This window comes from Pseudomonas paralactis (assembly GCF_001439735.1).
Taxonomy (GTDB): domain Bacteria; phylum Pseudomonadota; class Gammaproteobacteria; order Pseudomonadales; family Pseudomonadaceae; genus Aquipseudomonas; species Aquipseudomonas paralactis.
In genome coordinates this window covers 361518-377017 of the sequence record NZ_JYLN01000007.1, presented here as the reverse complement: position 1 = coordinate 377017, position 15500 = coordinate 361518, and the positions used below count along the sequence as shown (strand labels likewise).

The window sequence follows — 15500 nt, the reverse complement described above, 5'->3', positions numbered from 1 at the left end:
TATTTCCCCGCCCCATGTCCCCTGTGGGAGCGGGCTTGCCCGCGAAGACGTCGGTTCACCAACATTGATGGTGACTGAGCCACCGCTATCGCAGGCAAGCCAGCTCCCACACTGGTTCTGCGTTGCCCACAGAGTCATCACCCGGCATAGGTCCCCTGTGGGAGCGGGCTGCAGGGCGTCAGTCAGATAGCCTCAGGTTCGGTCAGCACTTTGCGAAAGGTTTCCACCAACGGCCGCAAATTAACGCGGTGCCAGGCCGCCCACAACGGTGTGGTGTAGGTCAGCCACGGTAACTCTCGCAACACCACCCCAGGCGGGGCATTGCGGCTCAGGCCTTTCTGCACCATCGCAACACCAAGTCCCGACGCCACCAGGCCCAGTGCGGTAAAGGGTTCGCCGGCTTCCATTGGAATCTGCGGGGTGAAACCGGCACGGATGCAGGCTGCAATAAAGTCATCGGCCGGGTGGGCGCCAGGTTTGCGTTGCACGCCGATCCATTGCTGGTCGGCCAAGTGTTCGGGCAGCACTTCGCGTTGCCGGACCAGCGGATGCTGTTCGGGCAGGGCCAGCAGCATCGGGTCGTCGAGCACCTGCAAGGCGGTCAGGTCCGGGTCGTCGGCAGCGGGAGGTTCGCTCACCAGAGCGATATCCAGACTGCGTTGGCGCAGGCCCTCCAACTGTTCGAGGGAGGGCTGGTTATACAGCTTGATATGCACGGTGGGCCGGTCGTCGCGCAGTATGCGCAAGGCATTGGGCAGCACACCGGCGTGCATGGCGTTTTCGATATAGCCGATGCACAAGCCTCCTTCTTCCCCACGGCCCAGGCGCTTGCCCAGGGATTCCAGGCGGTTGGCATGGGTCAGCAGCGCCTTGGTTTCGGCCAGAAAGGTCTGGCCGTCGCGGGTCAGGCGGATGCGCTGCTGGCTACGTTCGAACAAGGTCAGGCCCAGGCGCTCCTCAAGCTGGGCGATCTGCCGGCTCAGGGGTGACTGGGAAATGTGCAGGCGCTCGGCGGCGCGGCCGACGTGTTCTTCTTCGGCCACCACTTCAAAGTAGCGCAGTTGGCGTAGATCAATCATATAAGACCTGTGAGGACTCAAGTTGGTCGCAGTATGTCTTGGACGGTCTGATCGGCGCAATCTAGGATCTGCTCAACGGTCACAGCGACCTTGAACCGATTGAGGCTCCCACCATGAGTTTGAAAGACACATTGCCCGGCGTACTGGGCTTTGGCACCGCGCCCTTGGGCAATATGTTCCGCGCCATAGCCGAAGACGAAGCCCAGGCCACCGTCGAAGCCGCCTGGAACCAGGGCGTGCGTTACTTCGACACCGCGCCGTTCTACGGCTCGGGCCTGTCGGAAATTCGCCTGGGCCAGGCCCTGTCCCACCACAACCGTGATGACTACGTGCTCAGCACCAAGGTTGGCCGGGTGATTCTGGATGAAGTCGAAGCCAGCCCCCGCGACCTCGGCGAAAAAAGCGGCGTGTTCGAACACGGCCGCCCCAACAAGATGCTCAATGACTACAGCGCCGACGCCACCCTGCGCTCCATTGAAGACAGCCTCAAACGCCTGCAAACCGATCGCCTCGACATCGTGTGGATTCACGATATCGCCCAGGATTTTTACGGCGATCAGTGGTTGGACTACTTCAACCAGGCCCGCACCGGCGCCTTCAAAGTGTTGACCCGCTTGCGCGAAGAGGGCGTGATCAAAGCCTGGGGGCTGGGCGTCAATCGCGTCGAGCCGTGCGAGCTGACCCTGGACCTGGCCGAAGCCCGGCCTGACGGTTTCCTCCTGGCCGGTCGCTACACCTTGCTGGACCACGAGCGCGCCCTGCAACGCCTGATGGACGCCGCCGCAGCCCAGCACGTCGAGATCGTTGTCGGCGGCCCGTATAGCTCCGGCATCCTTGCGGGCGGTGCACATTTTGAATACCAGCCAGCCAGCCCGGCGATCCTGCGCAAGGTCGAGCAGATCAAGACGATTGCCCAGGCATTTGGCGTCAGCGTGAAAGCCGCGGCGTTGCAGTTTTCCCTGGCGCACCCGGCAGTGGCGGCGGTGATTCCCGGTGCCAGTCGCCCGGGGCGGATTGCCGAAGACGTTGCGGCGTTGTCAGAACAGATTCCAGCAGCCTTCTGGCAAGCGTTGCGCGAGGCCCGATTGATTTCGGACCGCGCGCCGTTGCCTCTCTAACCCCAAGGAGCTTGAGCATGAAAATCGATGTGAGCGGCAAAGTAGCCATCGTCAGCGGCAGCACCGCCGGTATCGGCCTGGGCATCAGCCAGGCCCTGGCGCAATCGGGTGCCACAGTGGTGGTGATCGGGCGCGACGCGGGCAAGGTTGACCACGCCCTGGCCAGCATTCGCCAAGCGGTTCCGGCCGCCGAGTTGCGTGGGGTGGTGGCCGACCTTGGCACCCTGGAGGGCGCCGAGGCACTGTTCGCCGCTGAACCGCGCGCCGACATCCTGGTCAACAACCTGGGCATCTTCAATGATGTGGATTTCTTCGACGCGCCAGACAGTGAGTGGACACGCTTCTATGAAGTCAATGTGATCAGCGGCGTGCGCCTGGCACGGCACTATGTACCGGATATGGTCGAGCAGGGCTGGGGACGGGTGATCTTTGTATCCTCGGAGTCCGGGGTGGCGACGCCGGCCGACATGATCAATTATGGCGTGACCAAAAGCGCCAATCTGGCGGTCTCCCACGGCCTGGCAAAGCGCCTGGCAGGCACCGGGGTGACGGTGAATGCGATCCTGCCGGGGCCGACGTTTACCGACGGCCTGGAACACATGCTCAAGGACGCCACGGCCCAGTCCGGGCGCAGTGCGCGGGACGAAGCCGATGTGTTTGTGCGCAATGCGCGGCCCACCTCGATTATCCAGCGCGCCGCAAATGTGGATGAAGTGGCGAATCTGGTGGCGTACATTGCTTCACCGCTGTCGTCTGCCACTACCGGTGCCGCGTTGCGCGTAGACGGCGGCGTTGTCGACAGCATGGCGATCTGATTTTTCCCTGATTGGAGTATTTATCGTGGCAACAGCGTCTTCAGTAATTGAAATCCCGGCCTCGGCCGACCAGGTCTGGCAACTGATCGGCGGCTTCAACAGCCTGCCCGACTGGCTGCCGTTTATCGCCAAGAGCGAGCCGAGCGAAGGTGGCCGCGTGCGTCACCTGACAAGCGCTGACGGCGGCCAGATAGTCGAGCGTTTGCAGAGCTTCGACAACGTGGCGCGTACCTACAGCTACACCATTGAAACATCACCGTTTCCGGTGAGTGCTTATCTGGCGACCTTGCAGGTTGAAGCGTTGACTGAATCGTCGGCCAAAGTCACCTGGTCCGGCGTGTTCACTCCGGCAGCGGGCACCACGGATGCGGCGGCGGAGGCGTTATTTGCCGGCGTCTACGGCGGTGGCCTGGAGGCGTTGCGCGGCAACTTCCCCCACTAAACCTATGGCGTTGGGGGGAATTGGGCCAGGATCGCTGCAACTGACTCAGCAGGCGTCATCTGCGCCGTATCCAGCCTGAACGGCGGCTCATCCCAGCGTTCATACTCGTGCACCAGCACCGACTGCCAGGTCGGCGGCGCCAGCCCGGGAATATCGCCCACGCGGCTTTCCACACGGCGCCGATGCTCGTGCTGATCAGCACACACCACCTGGATATTGATCAGTTCAACCTTCGCTGACGTCGCCACGGCTTGCCAGGCCTGGCGGCTTTCGCTGACCGGGTTCACGCAATCGGCGATAACCCGTCGCCCCAGACGCAGATTGCTCAGCGCCAATGCATTGGCCACGCGGTAGCCGCTGGCGCCCACATCGTCGGCCAATACCGCGGCGTCGCGCAGCGCCTGTTCGATCACATCAATACGCAGGTAAACCGCGCCGGTCTGTCGCGCCAGTTCCCTGGCAACCGTGGTCTTGCCGCTGCCGGGCAAACCACTGAATACAAAAAGCATGAACATCAATCCCTTGTAGGAGCGAGCGTGCTCGCGAAAAACGTCAACGCTAACGCGGACTTCCAGATAAAACTTGTCGTCTTCACTATTTTCGCGAGCAAGCTCGCTCCTACAGTGTTATTAGAACGGCTTCACTTCGACAACAGGACCAGCGGCCCATGACCTTGCCATTCGTGAAGATGCACGCCCATGGCGATGACTTCATCATCATTGACCGTCGTGGCCAGGACAACCCCATTACTGCACAGGTTGTCGCCCGCCTGGGTAAACGCCGCTCGGGCATCGGGTTCAATCAGTTGGCGGTGGTGCTCGACTGTGGAGACGCTGCCGCGCGTATCGAGTTCTGGAATTGCGACGGCACGCCCCTGGCAACCTGCGGCAGCGCGACTCGCGGGGTGGCCGACCGCCTGATGCACGAGGCCGGCATCGACACCGTCGTGTTGCGCACCGATCGCGGTTTGCTGACGTGCGCACGTGTCGACGGGCAGCGGGTGTCGGTGGACATGGGCGCGCCGTCGCTGGGCTGGGCGGCGGTGCCGCTGGCCGAGGCGGTGGATACCCTCGTGCTTCCCATGGACGGTAACCCGGCGGCCTGCAGCATGGGCAACCCGCACTGCACGTTTTTTGTGGACGACATCGCGGCTATCGATGTTGCGGCGATGGGCCCGGCGCTTGAAACCCATCCGCTGTTCCCGGCCAGGACCAATGTGCACTTTGTGCAGGTGTTGAGCCGTGGCCGTATCCGCCTGCGCATCTGGGAGCGTGGCGGCGCCGTGCCGCTGGGTTCCGGTTCGTGTTGCTGCGGCGCGGTGGTCAACGGGATTCGGCGCGGGTTGCTTGATGACAGCGTGGAGGTCGAATGCGACGGCGGCGCGGTTACGGTGCAGTGGGACGGGCAGGGCGCAGTGATCCTCACCGGCCGTGTCGAGCCGATCATGCAGGGCACCGCGTACCTGTCCTAGAAGGTTACGGTAAACGTAGTACCGGCGATTGCACAGGACGTCACCGCCACATCGCCGCCATGCACCTTGGCCAGTTCGCGCACGATATACAGGCCCAGGCCGACACTGCGCACGTCGCTGCCCTGGTCGGTGCCTCGGGTCATGGGTTCGAACAATCCGGCCAGCAGCGTTTCGGGAATCGCCGCGCCATGGTTATGCACCGCGACCGCGCAGGCGTTTTCGCCCAGGCGCGAGGTGATGGTGATTGGTTGCAGCAGGTCGCCATAAGCCACGCTGTTGGCAACCAGGTTACCGATCATCTGCTGCACTCGGTCGCCATCCAGGCACGCCCCGCCGCTGCCTTCGGCCTGGTGCACCAGCGTGGCTCTGGGGAAGGCCACCCGCAGTTCATCCACCGCATGTTGAATAACGCTGTGCAAATCCAGCGGCACCGCTTTGATGGTGATGCCCTGGCCGACCCGCGCCTGGGTGAAGTCCAGCAGGTCGGCGATCATGCGATGAGCGCGTTCGGATGACTGGCCGATATGCCCCAGCAGTTGGCGCTCCTTGGCCGTGCGCTCGCCGCGCTGAAGAAAGTCTGAAGCCATGCGGATGGCGGTAAGAGGGTTTTTCAAGTCATGACTGACAATTGCCACCATCTGTTCGGCGAACAACGCCCGGCGCTGGGCAACCGCATAGGCTGCGCTGAGTTCGGCCTGGGCCTGTTGCAATGCGACCTCGGTGGCGGTTTTTTCCTGGAGCAGCGCCTCGGCCAACTTGCGTGAATTGAGCAGCTCGCGCTCGTATTTGTCGCGGTCGGTGGTGCCGAACAGCGCCAGGTCATACACCACGCCGCCTTGCTGCTGGCGCCGGTTGGCATTGAGCAATACGGTGACTTTGTGCCCGGCGCTGTGGCGAATGTCGAGCTTCACCTCCGTCACACTGCCGTGCATGCGTAGCATCGGCGCCAGGTGGGTCTGGTAGAAAATCCGCCCGCCCATGGTCAGCAGGTCCTGAAAGCGCCGCCCTTGCAACTCGGCGGCGCTGAACCCGAGCCAGTCGCTCAAGCGCGGGTTGACGTGCAGGATCGTGCCGTCTTCCTGGGTGACGGCCAGGGCGCAGGCGGCGCTGTCGAACAGCGAGTCAGCGGGCATCGGCAGGCGCCCATGGGGCCAGGAACCGGTCCATCGCCGCAGCGCACGCCTGGGGTGCGCTCATATGCGGGCAATGGCCGACATTGTCCACCAGGCAATAGGTGCTGTTTTGCAGCACGCGGTGCAGGTATTCCCCCACGGCTACGGGGGCGATCAGGTCGTCGGTTGATTGCAGAATCAATACCGGTGTGGTCAGGCCCAGTACATCCTGGCGGTTATCCGAGAGGAAGGTCACGCGGGCAAATTGCTTGGCGATGTCTGGCTCGGTGCGGCAGAAACTCTCGGTCAGTTCGGTACTCAGTGCCGGTTGGTCCGGCGCGCCCATGATCACCGGGGCCATGGCGCTCGACCAGCCCAGGTAGTTGCTGTCGAGGGTATCGAGCAGGTCGTCGATATCGTCGCGCTTGAAGCCGCCGACATAATCGTCAGTGTCGATATAGCGCGGCGAAGGGCCGATCATCACGTGGGCGGCAATGCGCCCAGGGGCACAGCGATCGGCGAGGGTGCCGATCATCGCGCTGACGGAGTGGCCGACCAGGATCACCGGGCCTTGGGCGTAGGCGTCGATAATCTCGTTGAGGTCGCGGGCGTAGCCGTCCAGGGCCTGGTATTTGGCTTTGTCGAACGCACCGAGGTCCGACAGGCCCGCACCGACCAGGTCGTACAACACCACGCGAAAGCGCTGGCTGAAGTGCGGCGCCAACTGATTCCACATTGCTTGATTGCAACCAAAGCCATGGGAAAACACCAGTGTCGAAGGACCGTCGCCCATCACATTCACGTTGTTGCGGTTGCGCAGATCCATGGCGTTCTCGTAGCTGGCGTATTGCTATGCAGGTAAGGCTGCAGTTTAGATAGTCGCGCACCTGGGGTCACGCGTTATACGTCGATAAGGTAAAGTCGGCAGCTTATGGAAGAAACCTCGGGTAACAAAACATGATAGGGAATTTGCGTCAAACGGTCTCGGGTTTGCTGACGCTGATGCTCCTCGGCGTGCTGAGCATCGCCCAGGCGGACACGTCACCGATCGGGGTCGCCCTCGACCAGCGGGTGATTGACCTCACCAACACCCTCGACGCGACCACCACCCAGCGCCTGAAAAACCAGCTTGGCGACCTTGAAGCGCGCAAAGGCGCGCAAGTCGCTGTATTGCTGGTGCCCACCACCGGCGGCGCCGCTATCGAAGACTATGCCAACCAACTGTTTCGCGCCTGGAAGCTGGGGCGCAAGGACGTCAACGACGGCATCCTGCTGGTAGTGGCCAAGGCTGACCGCACAGTACGCATCGAGGTGGGCTACGGCCTGGAAGGCATCGTCACTGACCTGTTGGCCCATCGCATTATTGAAGAACAGATCACCCCGGCGTTTCGCCAGGGTGATTTTGCCGGCGGTGTACAACACGGCGTGGACGCCCTGGCCGTGCTGGTAGACGGCGGTGACCTGCCGCAACTGGCGGGAGCCAGCATAAACCCCCAGTTCTTCGCTTTGCTGGCAGCGCTTATCCTGGGCGGCTTGGGCGGGGTGGCGATGGCTGCCGGCAAGCTGCACTGGCGCAAGGCGTTGATCGTCGTCGTGGCGGCCACGCTGTTGCTGACGCTGCTGGCGGGCGGTCGAGAGTGGCCGATGTTTGTGTTTGTCATGCCGCTGACCCTGTTGATAGGCGGCGCGATATTCGGCGCGCTGTGGCAGGTGCGTACGCTGTTTTACTGCGTGCTCGGCCTGCTGGCTTACGTCTTCGGGTTGGTGGTGGCAAACCAGTACGTGGCCGTCAGTTTCACCGATTGGTTGCTGTGGCCGTTGGGCGTTCTGGTGGTGCTGGGGTTGTACCTGGTGCTGCTGCTGATCATGCGGGAGACCTGGCGCACCAGCCGCGCAGGTTTTATTGTGCGGCTGCTGGCGGCAGTGATCGTGTATGGGGTGGCGGGGAGCTTGATTGACGGCGGCCGCGACGGTTGGCTGCTGGCGTTTCCTATCGCGTCGTTTGTCGCGCTGATTATCTTTGGCAAGATTGGCGAGGGTTCCGGATCTGGCTCGGGCAGTGGCTCCGGTTCAAGTTCCAGCCGTTCCAGCAGCAGTTCGTCCGGTGGTGGTGGTTCCAGTGGCGGTGGTGGGGCTTCCGGCAGTTGGTAAGGATGTTGAAGGTGCCAGCACTAGTGCGATGACGCGCCCTCTAAACACATCACCATTTCATGCCATGCCATCCCGCCGTGATCCGACGGCGAAGGACGCACGTAGGTGTAGCCCATACGGGTGTACAACGGCACATGCTGTTGCTTGCACATCAGGTGAATCGTCTGCTTGCCGAGCGTTTCCATGCGCTGCACGAACGCAGTCATCAGGTGTTTTGCATAGCCTTTGCCTTGATGCGCCGGGTCGACCACCACCGACATGATCACCACATTCGGCGCCTCGGCGTCGTGGCCTACCAACTCCTTGAATGCCTCGTCCGACATCACCACATTGTGGGCGCAGCCGGAATTGATGAAGCCCACCACTTCGCCATTTTCCTCCAGGATCAAAAAGCCCTGGGGATATTGCGCGATACGCGTGGCGATCTTTTCCAGGGTGGCGGCTTCGTCGCCTTCGTAGGCGCTGGTTTCGATGTCGAAGCAGCGCTGGGCGTCGGTGGGCAGAGCGTTGCGCAAGGTGAGGGCGGGCATGGGCGGTTCCTGGAGCGATGAGCGAAAGGCAATATCATAAAGAAACATCGGGCTTGTGGCACCGAAAAGCCAGTTGCTGGAGGGGTTGTGGGCGCGAGCTTGCTCGCGAAAAACCTAAACGATAACGGGTGTATCCTGAGTAATCGCGGCGGTTATGGGTTTCTCGCGAGCAAGCTCGCTCCTACACAATGATGATCGAGTTCGATATTTCTCGGGCCCTCTAGGAACCAGAAAACCCGCCAGGGCGGGTTTTCTCACTGCTCACATCAGATCAGGCAACCAAGAGGATGTATCAGACCCCACCCACCAACTTGCCCCCGTCCATCCGGCGCTTGTACGCACTGTCCCGACTCGCCAGCCAGAAGTACAACGGCGAGGTCACCACCAGCCCCACCACCCACGACAGGTCGGCGCCGTTGATGTGTTCGGAAATAGGCCCCACGTACAGCGGCGTGTTCATAAAGGGAATCTGCACCGCGATGCCCACCGCGTAAGCCAGCAGCGCCTGGGGGTTGTATTTGCCATAGATGCCGCCGTCGACGCGGAAGATCGAAGCGATGTCGTATTTGCCTTTATGAATCGCATAAAAGTCGATCAGGTTGATCGCCGTCCAAGGCACCAGCACTACCAGCAACACCAGCACCATGTCGACGAAGTGGCCGATAAAGTCCTTGGAGGCAAACACCGCCGCAATCGAACAGGCAGCCAGTACGATGATGGAGATCACCGCACGGCTTTTCGCCGTGGGGATCCAGCGGTAGGCGAAGGTCTGTACCAGGGTGATGATCGACAGCACCGCGCCGTAGAGGTTGAGTGCGTTGTGGCTGATCACGCTGAGCAAAAACAGCACCAGCATCAATGGGCCGATGGCGCCGGTGGCGAGTTTGACCGCGTCCATGGTGTCCATGCCCACCGGGGTAGCGAGTACGGCGACGGCGCCGAAGATGAAGGCCAGGCTCGAACCCAGGGCCGAGCCCAGGTAGGTGGTCCAGAAGGTTGACGCAACGGGCACGTCGGCCGGCAGGTAACGGGAGTAATCCGACACGTAGGGCGCAAAGGCGATCTGCCACAGCGCGGCCAGGGATACAGTGGCCAGCCATCCGGAAATGTTGAAGCTGCCGCGGGTTAAAAAGTCGGTGGTCTGCACATGCGTAAAGATGTAGCCGAAGCCCAGCACGATGCCGGCGCCCAGCACCCAGGTGCCGATACGGTTGAGTACGTGGATAAAGCGGTAACCGATGATGCCGATGATCCCGGAGCCGATGGCGCCAATGACGATGCCCACCGGAACCGGCACCGCATCCACCACACCATGCAGGGATTTACCCGCCAGCACGATGTTGGAGGCGAAGAAGCCGATGTACATCACCCCGGCAATCACCACCACCAGCAATGCACCGAGGGAGCCGAACTGGGCACGGCTCTGGATCATCTGCGGGATGCCCATCTGCGGGCCCTGAGCTGAGTGCAAGGCCATCAATACACCGCCGACCAGGTGGCCAACAAGGATGGCGACAATGCCCCACACCAGGTTCAGGTGGAACAGCTGCACACCCAGCGCGCCGGTGACGATCGGCAACGGCGCAATGTTGCCGCCGAACCACAGGGTGAACAGGTCTCTTACCTTTCCATGGCGATCCTCCGGGGGCACGTATCCAATCGTGTGTTTCTCGATAAGCGGGGCGCTGGATGTTGCAGTGGTAACCATGACGAGCTCCAAGGCAAGGTGAGTACGTGGACGTACTTCGCTGTGCGACGCATGGGCGCCGCTTTGTTGTTGGAGTGATCATCTGCAATGGGGGAAGGGAGGTAAATTAGTAAGTTTGTTGCTATAGACCTTAAAAAAAATATCTCGCCGGGTTTTTTGCTCCGGTATGTTGCATGGGTTCCAATGGCTTGAAAAACGGGTGTTTGTACGCACCTGTTTGGGGCGAAAACCCACGTTTATGGAGGTGCAGATGGCTGCCTATAACTTGCGCCAGCTCAGATATTTTGTAACCACGGCTGAATGCGGCAGCGTCGCCGAGGCGTCGCGCAAGCTGTATATCGCTCAGCCGTCGGTCTCCACGGCGATCAAGCAGTTGGAAGACAGCTTTGGTGTGCAGCTGTTTATCCGCCATCACGCCCAGGGCGTTTCACTCACACCCAGCGGCGCGCGGTTTTATCGCAAGGCCCTGGAGCTGTTGCGGGTGGCCCACGAATTTGAGCAAAACGCGCTGGCGGACAACGATGTGGTGGCCGGGCAGATCGACATCGGCTGCTTTGAAACCGTGGCGCCGTTGTACCTGCCGCGTTTGATCGCCGGCTTCAAGGCGCGTTGGCCGGGGGTGGAGATCCGCATTCGCGATGGTGAGCAGCAGGAGCTGGTGCAGGCGCTGACGGCGGGCAGTATCGATGTGGCGATGCTGTTTGAGCACGACCTGGGCGGCACCATAGAGACCACGCCGTTGATGCCGCCGCAGCAGCCTTATGCATTACTGCCCGCCGATCACCGCTTTGCACAGCAGGCCAAGGTATCCCTGGCAGACCTGGTGCTGGAGCCGATGATTTTGCTGGATGTGCTGCCGAGCCGGACCTACTTTGTGAGTATCTTTGAAGAGCGCGGGCTGACGCCGAATATTGTGTTCAGCTCGCCGTCCATCGAGATGGTACGGGGCATGGTGGGGCGCGGGTTTGGGTTCTCGATTCTGGTGACCAAACCGTTCAGTGAGTACACCTATGATGGGCAGAAAGTGGTGTGTATTCCGTTGGCGGAAACGGTGACGGGGTCGGGGTTGTCGGCGGTTTGGCTACGGCGGGCGCCGCTCACCAAACCGGTGCAGTTGTTTGTCGACTACTGCCGCGAAGAGCTCGCCCGTTTGCTCGGCTGAATATTGTAGGAGCGAGCTTGCTCGCGAAAAACTCACAGACGCCGCGTTTATCCAGGAAGTACGCGTTATCGTTGACGTTTTTCGCGAGCAAGCTCGCTCCTACAGAGGACGATGACCGTGTAACGGCGTCTTCAGGTTGTGATAAAGCCTAACAACCGCTGCAACATGGCATCACAGCCATCAAGCTGCTCCAGGCTCACAAACTCATCCGGCTTATGCCCCTGGTCCATGCTGCCTGGCCCGCATACCACGGTGGGAATACCCACGGCATCGAACAGCCCGCCCTCGGTACCAAACGCAACGGTGCCGAACTCTCGCGAGCCGGAAAATGCCGCAATCAACTGCGCCGCCTGGCTGCCTTCATCGGTGACCAACCCCGGGTAGGCGGATAGCTCGGTGAACCGAATCGCACTTTTTTTGCTCACCGCCTGCATCTTCGGCAGTACCTGCTGCATCGCATAGGCTTGCAACGCTTCAGCCACCTCACCCGGGTCCATGGCGGGCAGGGCGCGCACTTCAAAATCGAACCGGCAGTCAGCGGGCACAATGTTCAATGCCTTGCCGCCGCTGATCACCCCGGTTTGCACGGTACTGAACGGCGGGTCGAACCGTGGGTCCTGGTGCGAGCGCAGGCGTTGGCCTATACGGCCCAGCTCACCTATCAACTCGGCGGCGTGCTCAATCGCATTCACCCCCGAGGGCGCATACGCCGAGTGGCACGCATGGCCCTGCACATCGCAGCGCATGGCCAACTTACCCTTGTGGCCCAGCACGGGTTTGAGTTCGGTTGGCTCGCCAATGATGCACAGCATGGGTTTTACCGGGCGTTGTTCCAGCACGGCGAGCAGCGAGCGCACACCCAGGCAACCGACTTCTTCGTCATAGGACAGGGCGATATGCACCGGCAGGCGCAACGGTGCCTTGATCAGCTCGGGCACCAACGCCAGCACGCAGGCGATATACCCCTTCATATCGGCAGTACCGCGGCCGAACAGCTTGCCCTCGCGCTCGGTCAGCGTGAATGGCGGCAACGTCCAGGGTTGCCCGTCCACCGGTACTACATCGGTATGCCCCGACAGCACGATACCGGGCACTTCCACCGGGCCGACGCTGGCAAACAGGTTGGCCTTGCTGCGTTCTGCGTTGTAGATCAACTCACTGGCCACGCCAAATCCGGCCAGGTAATCGCGCACAAACTCGATCAACTGCAAGTTGGATTCACGGCTGGTGGTATCAAAACCCACCAGGCTTTCCAGCAGTTCGCGGGCGCGGCTCATCGATCGTCTCCGGCCACGCCGTAACCGGGTGAACGGTCGGGGGCGAGGGCGCGGTCAATATAATCCTGCACTTGCGGACGGTAGGCATCCCAGAGTTTTTGCAGTTGGCCAAGAGGGGCCTCATCGGCCCAGTCCACGCGCAAATTGATGATCGGCCAGGTCAATTCGCCCACCACCACCAACGCGGCCGAATGCACTGGGCCGGCTTCACCACCAGCGGCAATTGCGGCGTGCATGGCCGCCAGCAGCCGGTCTGCCAGTTGGCCTTCGCCCTGTTCGAACGCCGTCACCATCGCCGTGATCACTTCGCGGTCGGCAAGCATATTGCCTGCTGCCACGCATTGCTCACCCGAAACGGCGTGATGGGTCCCCAGGGTTTGGCTGCCGCTGAAGTGCACGCTGCGGCCCAGGTGATCAATCGCCGTCAGTTGCCGGTATTGGCTGTAGCCATTGCGGGTGAGGGCTTTATCGATGGCCTCGGCCGGCGCCAGGCCCTGTTCCAGCAGGTCGAGTACGTCCGGGCCCAGGGCCGGCAACGTGATGTTTTGGGTCGACACCGCGCCTACGCCGGGGCGCAGCCACGGGCAGCGGGCACCCACGGCGATGCTCGATGAGCTGATAGCGATACCCAACTGGCCGGTTTCCGCGCAACGGCCGACGATTGAAAAGGTCATGGCTGGGCTCCTTACTCCGGGATAACCGCGATCACGTCAATTTCCATCAGCCATTGTGGCTGGCCCAGGGCGCAAACCACCAACCCGGTGGAGATCGGGAACACGCCCTTGAGCCATTTTCCGACTTCCTGGTACACCGGCTCGCGGTAGCGTGGGTCGATCAAATAGGTGGTGGTCTTGACGATATGGCTGAGGTCGCTGCCGGCTTCTTCAAGCAGTTGCTTGACGTTTTTCATCGCCTGTTCGGCCTGGGCGCGTGCATCGCCAAGGCCCACCAGGTTGCCGTCGAAATCAGTGCCCACCTGGCCGCGCACATACACCGTGTTGCCGGCGCGCACGGCCTGGCAAAGGTCGTTGTCCAGGCTTTGGTTGGGGTAGGTTTGCTTGGTGTTGAACATGCGGATGCGAGTGTGAGTAGGCATCAAAAAAACTCCAGAAATAAGTGATCAGGCGCTGACAGATGTTTTGTGAACCACGGGTGCGGCTTCGCGGTATTCGAGGTACTGACGCTGGATGGCGATGTGGTCGGCCACGTATTTGGCGTCGTGCCAAACCCCCCAGATAAACGACGAGCCACGCCGCGATTGCCACGGCAAACCGAGGAAGTAAATGCCCGCTTCACTGGACACGCCGCGTTGGTGCCTGGGTTTACCGGCAGCATCGAAGGCGTCCACCTGCAACCAGCTGTAGTCCACGGCAAACCCGGTGGCCCAGATGATCGAAGTGATGCCGGCCTCGGCCAGATCCAACTGCAGGATCGGGTTGCGTATGCACTCTGCATCCGGGAATACGCGGCGCGCTTGGGGCTCAGGCGGCAAGTCGAGACCGTTGCGTTCGATATAGGCATCGGCCGCGTCCAGCAGCGCCAGATAGTTCTCATCACCGCGCGCCAGGTTTTCCACCAGGTTGGCCTGGAAAGTCGCCACGTTGCCGTCAAACGCCTGGGTCAGACCAACCAGGGTCATGCCTTGCTGGGCCAGTTCACGGAAATCGATGGTCTTGCCGCCGTGGGCGCCGCTGACCGCGATGGTCACGTGTTCGCGACCGGGTTTCATGGCCGCCTGGTCCCATTCACCCAGCACTCCCAGCCACCAGCAGAAATCGCGGTTGCGATAAGCGCGGGGCGGGCGGTCATGGGCACCAACCGACAGGTACACCTGGCGGCCGGTACGTTGCAGTTCATCGGCAATCTGCACCCCCGAAGAACCGGCACCCACCACCAGTACAGCGCCTGCCGGTAGTTGCCCGGGGTTGCGATAGTCGGCGGAGTGGATTTGGTGCAGTTCGGTATCTTTGGGGGCGATCGCTGGTATCACCGGCTTCTGAAACGGCCCGGTGGCCGCCACTACACGGTGGGCTTCGATCACGCCCTCGCTGGTGTGCACGGTGAAACCGGGGCGGCCGATGTTACGGACCACTGAAGTGACCTCCACACCGGTGCGGATCGGCGCATTGAACTTGCGCACATAGGTTTCAAAGTAATCGGCTACGCGCTCTTTGGGCGCGAAGCCATCGGCGGGCACGTCATCGAATTCCAGGCCGGGAAAGCGGTCATGCCAGGCCGGGCCGTTGGCGACCAACGAGTCCCAGCGCCCGGTGCGCCAGCGCTCGGCGATACGGCTGCGCTCCAGCACCAGGTGCGGCACGCCTTGCTTGCTCAAGTGCTCGCTCATGGCGACACCGGCTTGTCCCGCTCCCACTACCAGTGTGTCTGTTTTTGTTATTGCTTGAGTCATGTGTCTGTCCTTGCGTAATGCAGTTGGATTCAGCTTGGGCATGACGTCAAGTTAGGGGGCGGGCGGGTATTAATAAAATATTATTAAGCTGGGAAGTGAGCATAAATATCGGATGCAGGGCGGGGGGCTGACGGAGGCGGCTTGGTCAAATGTGGGAGGGCTGATGGTCGGACAGCCAGTGCATATCTACCTGATGCTACGAGATGGAAATGTGGGAGGGGCGGT

At 61.5% G+C, this 15500-nt stretch carries 16 protein-coding genes; 6 read left to right on the top strand and 10 right to left on the bottom strand.

What is annotated here, in order from left to right:
• Positions 1 to 182: 182 nt before the first annotated feature.
• Positions 183 to 1079 carry a LysR substrate-binding domain-containing protein gene (locus tag TX23_RS19545; protein ID WP_057703620.1) on the bottom strand — a complete coding sequence of 299 codons (897 nt, stop codon included), beginning with the start codon at positions 1077 to 1079 and terminating at the stop codon, positions 183 to 185.
• 113 nt (positions 1080 to 1192) lie between these two features.
• Here TX23_RS19545 and TX23_RS19540 point away from each other — a divergent pair, with 113 nt between their 5' ends.
• The 3 genes from TX23_RS19540 to TX23_RS19530 are packed head-to-tail and all read left to right on the top strand — an operon-like array spanning position 1193 to position 3454.
• The gene (locus TX23_RS19540; protein ID WP_057703619.1) at positions 1193 to 2197 is read left to right on the top strand and encodes an aldo/keto reductase; all 1005 of its coding nucleotides are present in this window, start codon (positions 1193 to 1195) and stop codon (positions 2195 to 2197) included.
• 17 nt (positions 2198 to 2214) lie between these two features.
• Positions 2215 to 3012: an SDR family NAD(P)-dependent oxidoreductase gene (locus tag TX23_RS19535; RefSeq protein WP_057703618.1), complete on the top strand. Its 798-nt coding sequence runs from the start codon at positions 2215 to 2217 to the stop codon at positions 3010 to 3012.
• A gap of 25 nt (positions 3013 to 3037) precedes the next feature.
• Complete coding sequence (locus TX23_RS19530; RefSeq protein ID WP_057703617.1) at positions 3038 to 3454, top strand: SRPBCC family protein; 417 nt, start codon at positions 3038 to 3040, stop codon at positions 3452 to 3454.
• Between the two features lie 2 nt (positions 3455 to 3456).
• On the opposite strand, the gene TX23_RS19525 is transcribed toward TX23_RS19530, so the two are convergent.
• The gene (locus tag TX23_RS19525) at positions 3457 to 3963 is read right to left on the bottom strand and encodes an AAA family ATPase (RefSeq protein ID WP_057703616.1); all 507 of its coding nucleotides are present in this window, start codon (positions 3961 to 3963) and stop codon (positions 3457 to 3459) included.
• A gap of 158 nt (positions 3964 to 4121) precedes the next feature.
• Between TX23_RS19525 and dapF the strand changes: the two genes are divergently transcribed.
• Positions 4122 to 4925, top strand: a complete 804-nt coding sequence (gene dapF / locus TX23_RS19520; protein ID WP_057703615.1) for a diaminopimelate epimerase — start codon at positions 4122 to 4124, stop codon at positions 4923 to 4925.
• On the opposite strand, the gene TX23_RS19515 is transcribed toward dapF, so the two are convergent.
• Positions 4922 to 6058, bottom strand: a complete 1137-nt coding sequence (locus TX23_RS19515; protein ID WP_057703614.1) for a PAS domain-containing sensor histidine kinase — start codon at positions 6056 to 6058, stop codon at positions 4922 to 4924. The genes dapF and TX23_RS19515 overlap by 4 nt on opposite strands.
• Entirely contained in the window at positions 6048 to 6863 is an 816-nt protein-coding gene (locus TX23_RS19510; RefSeq protein ID WP_057703613.1) for an alpha/beta fold hydrolase, read from the bottom strand. Before TX23_RS19510 ends, TX23_RS19515 begins: the two co-directional genes overlap by 11 nt.
• Positions 6864 to 6994: 131 nt before the next feature.
• Here TX23_RS19510 and TX23_RS19505 point away from each other — a divergent pair, with 131 nt between their 5' ends.
• Positions 6995 to 8188, top strand: a complete 1194-nt coding sequence (locus TX23_RS19505) for a TPM domain-containing protein (protein ID WP_057703612.1) — start codon at positions 6995 to 6997, stop codon at positions 8186 to 8188.
• Between the two features lie 20 nt (positions 8189 to 8208).
• On the opposite strand, the gene TX23_RS19500 is transcribed toward TX23_RS19505, so the two are convergent.
• Both TX23_RS19500 and TX23_RS19495 read right to left on the bottom strand, forming a co-directional pair.
• Positions 8209 to 8718, bottom strand: a complete 510-nt coding sequence (locus TX23_RS19500; protein ID WP_057703611.1) for a GNAT family N-acetyltransferase — start codon at positions 8716 to 8718, stop codon at positions 8209 to 8211.
• A gap of 292 nt (positions 8719 to 9010) precedes the next feature.
• Positions 9011 to 10426: a purine-cytosine permease family protein gene (locus tag TX23_RS19495; protein WP_057703610.1), complete on the bottom strand. Its 1416-nt coding sequence runs from the start codon at positions 10424 to 10426 to the stop codon at positions 9011 to 9013.
• A gap of 250 nt (positions 10427 to 10676) precedes the next feature.
• Here TX23_RS19495 and TX23_RS19490 point away from each other — a divergent pair, with 250 nt between their 5' ends.
• A complete protein-coding gene (locus tag TX23_RS19490) occupies positions 10677 to 11588 on the top strand; it encodes a LysR substrate-binding domain-containing protein (RefSeq protein ID WP_003190675.1) in 912 nt (303 codons plus the stop codon).
• Positions 11589 to 11719: 131 nt separating this feature from the next.
• Here the strand turns inward: TX23_RS19490 and argE are convergent, their stop codons facing one another.
• Genes argE through TX23_RS19470 form a run of 4 tightly spaced genes read right to left on the bottom strand, consistent with a single transcriptional unit; the run spans position 11720 to position 15317 of the window.
• On the bottom strand, positions 11720 to 12865 hold the full coding sequence (argE, locus tag TX23_RS19485; protein WP_057703609.1) for an acetylornithine deacetylase: 1146 nt from the start codon (positions 12863 to 12865) through the stop codon (positions 11720 to 11722).
• Entirely contained in the window at positions 12862 to 13539 is a 678-nt protein-coding gene (locus TX23_RS19480; RefSeq protein WP_057703608.1) for a DUF1028 domain-containing protein, read from the bottom strand. Before TX23_RS19480 ends, argE begins: the two co-directional genes overlap by 4 nt.
• Positions 13540 to 13550: 11 nt before the next feature.
• Positions 13551 to 13961, bottom strand: coding sequence for a RidA family protein (locus TX23_RS19475; protein WP_057703607.1), 411 nt, complete (start codon positions 13959 to 13961; stop codon positions 13551 to 13553).
• Positions 13962 to 13985: 24 nt separating this feature from the next.
• Positions 13986 to 15317, bottom strand: a complete 1332-nt coding sequence (locus TX23_RS19470; RefSeq protein WP_407071387.1) for a flavin-containing monooxygenase — start codon at positions 15315 to 15317, stop codon at positions 13986 to 13988.
• Positions 15318 to 15500: the final 183 nt, after the last annotated feature.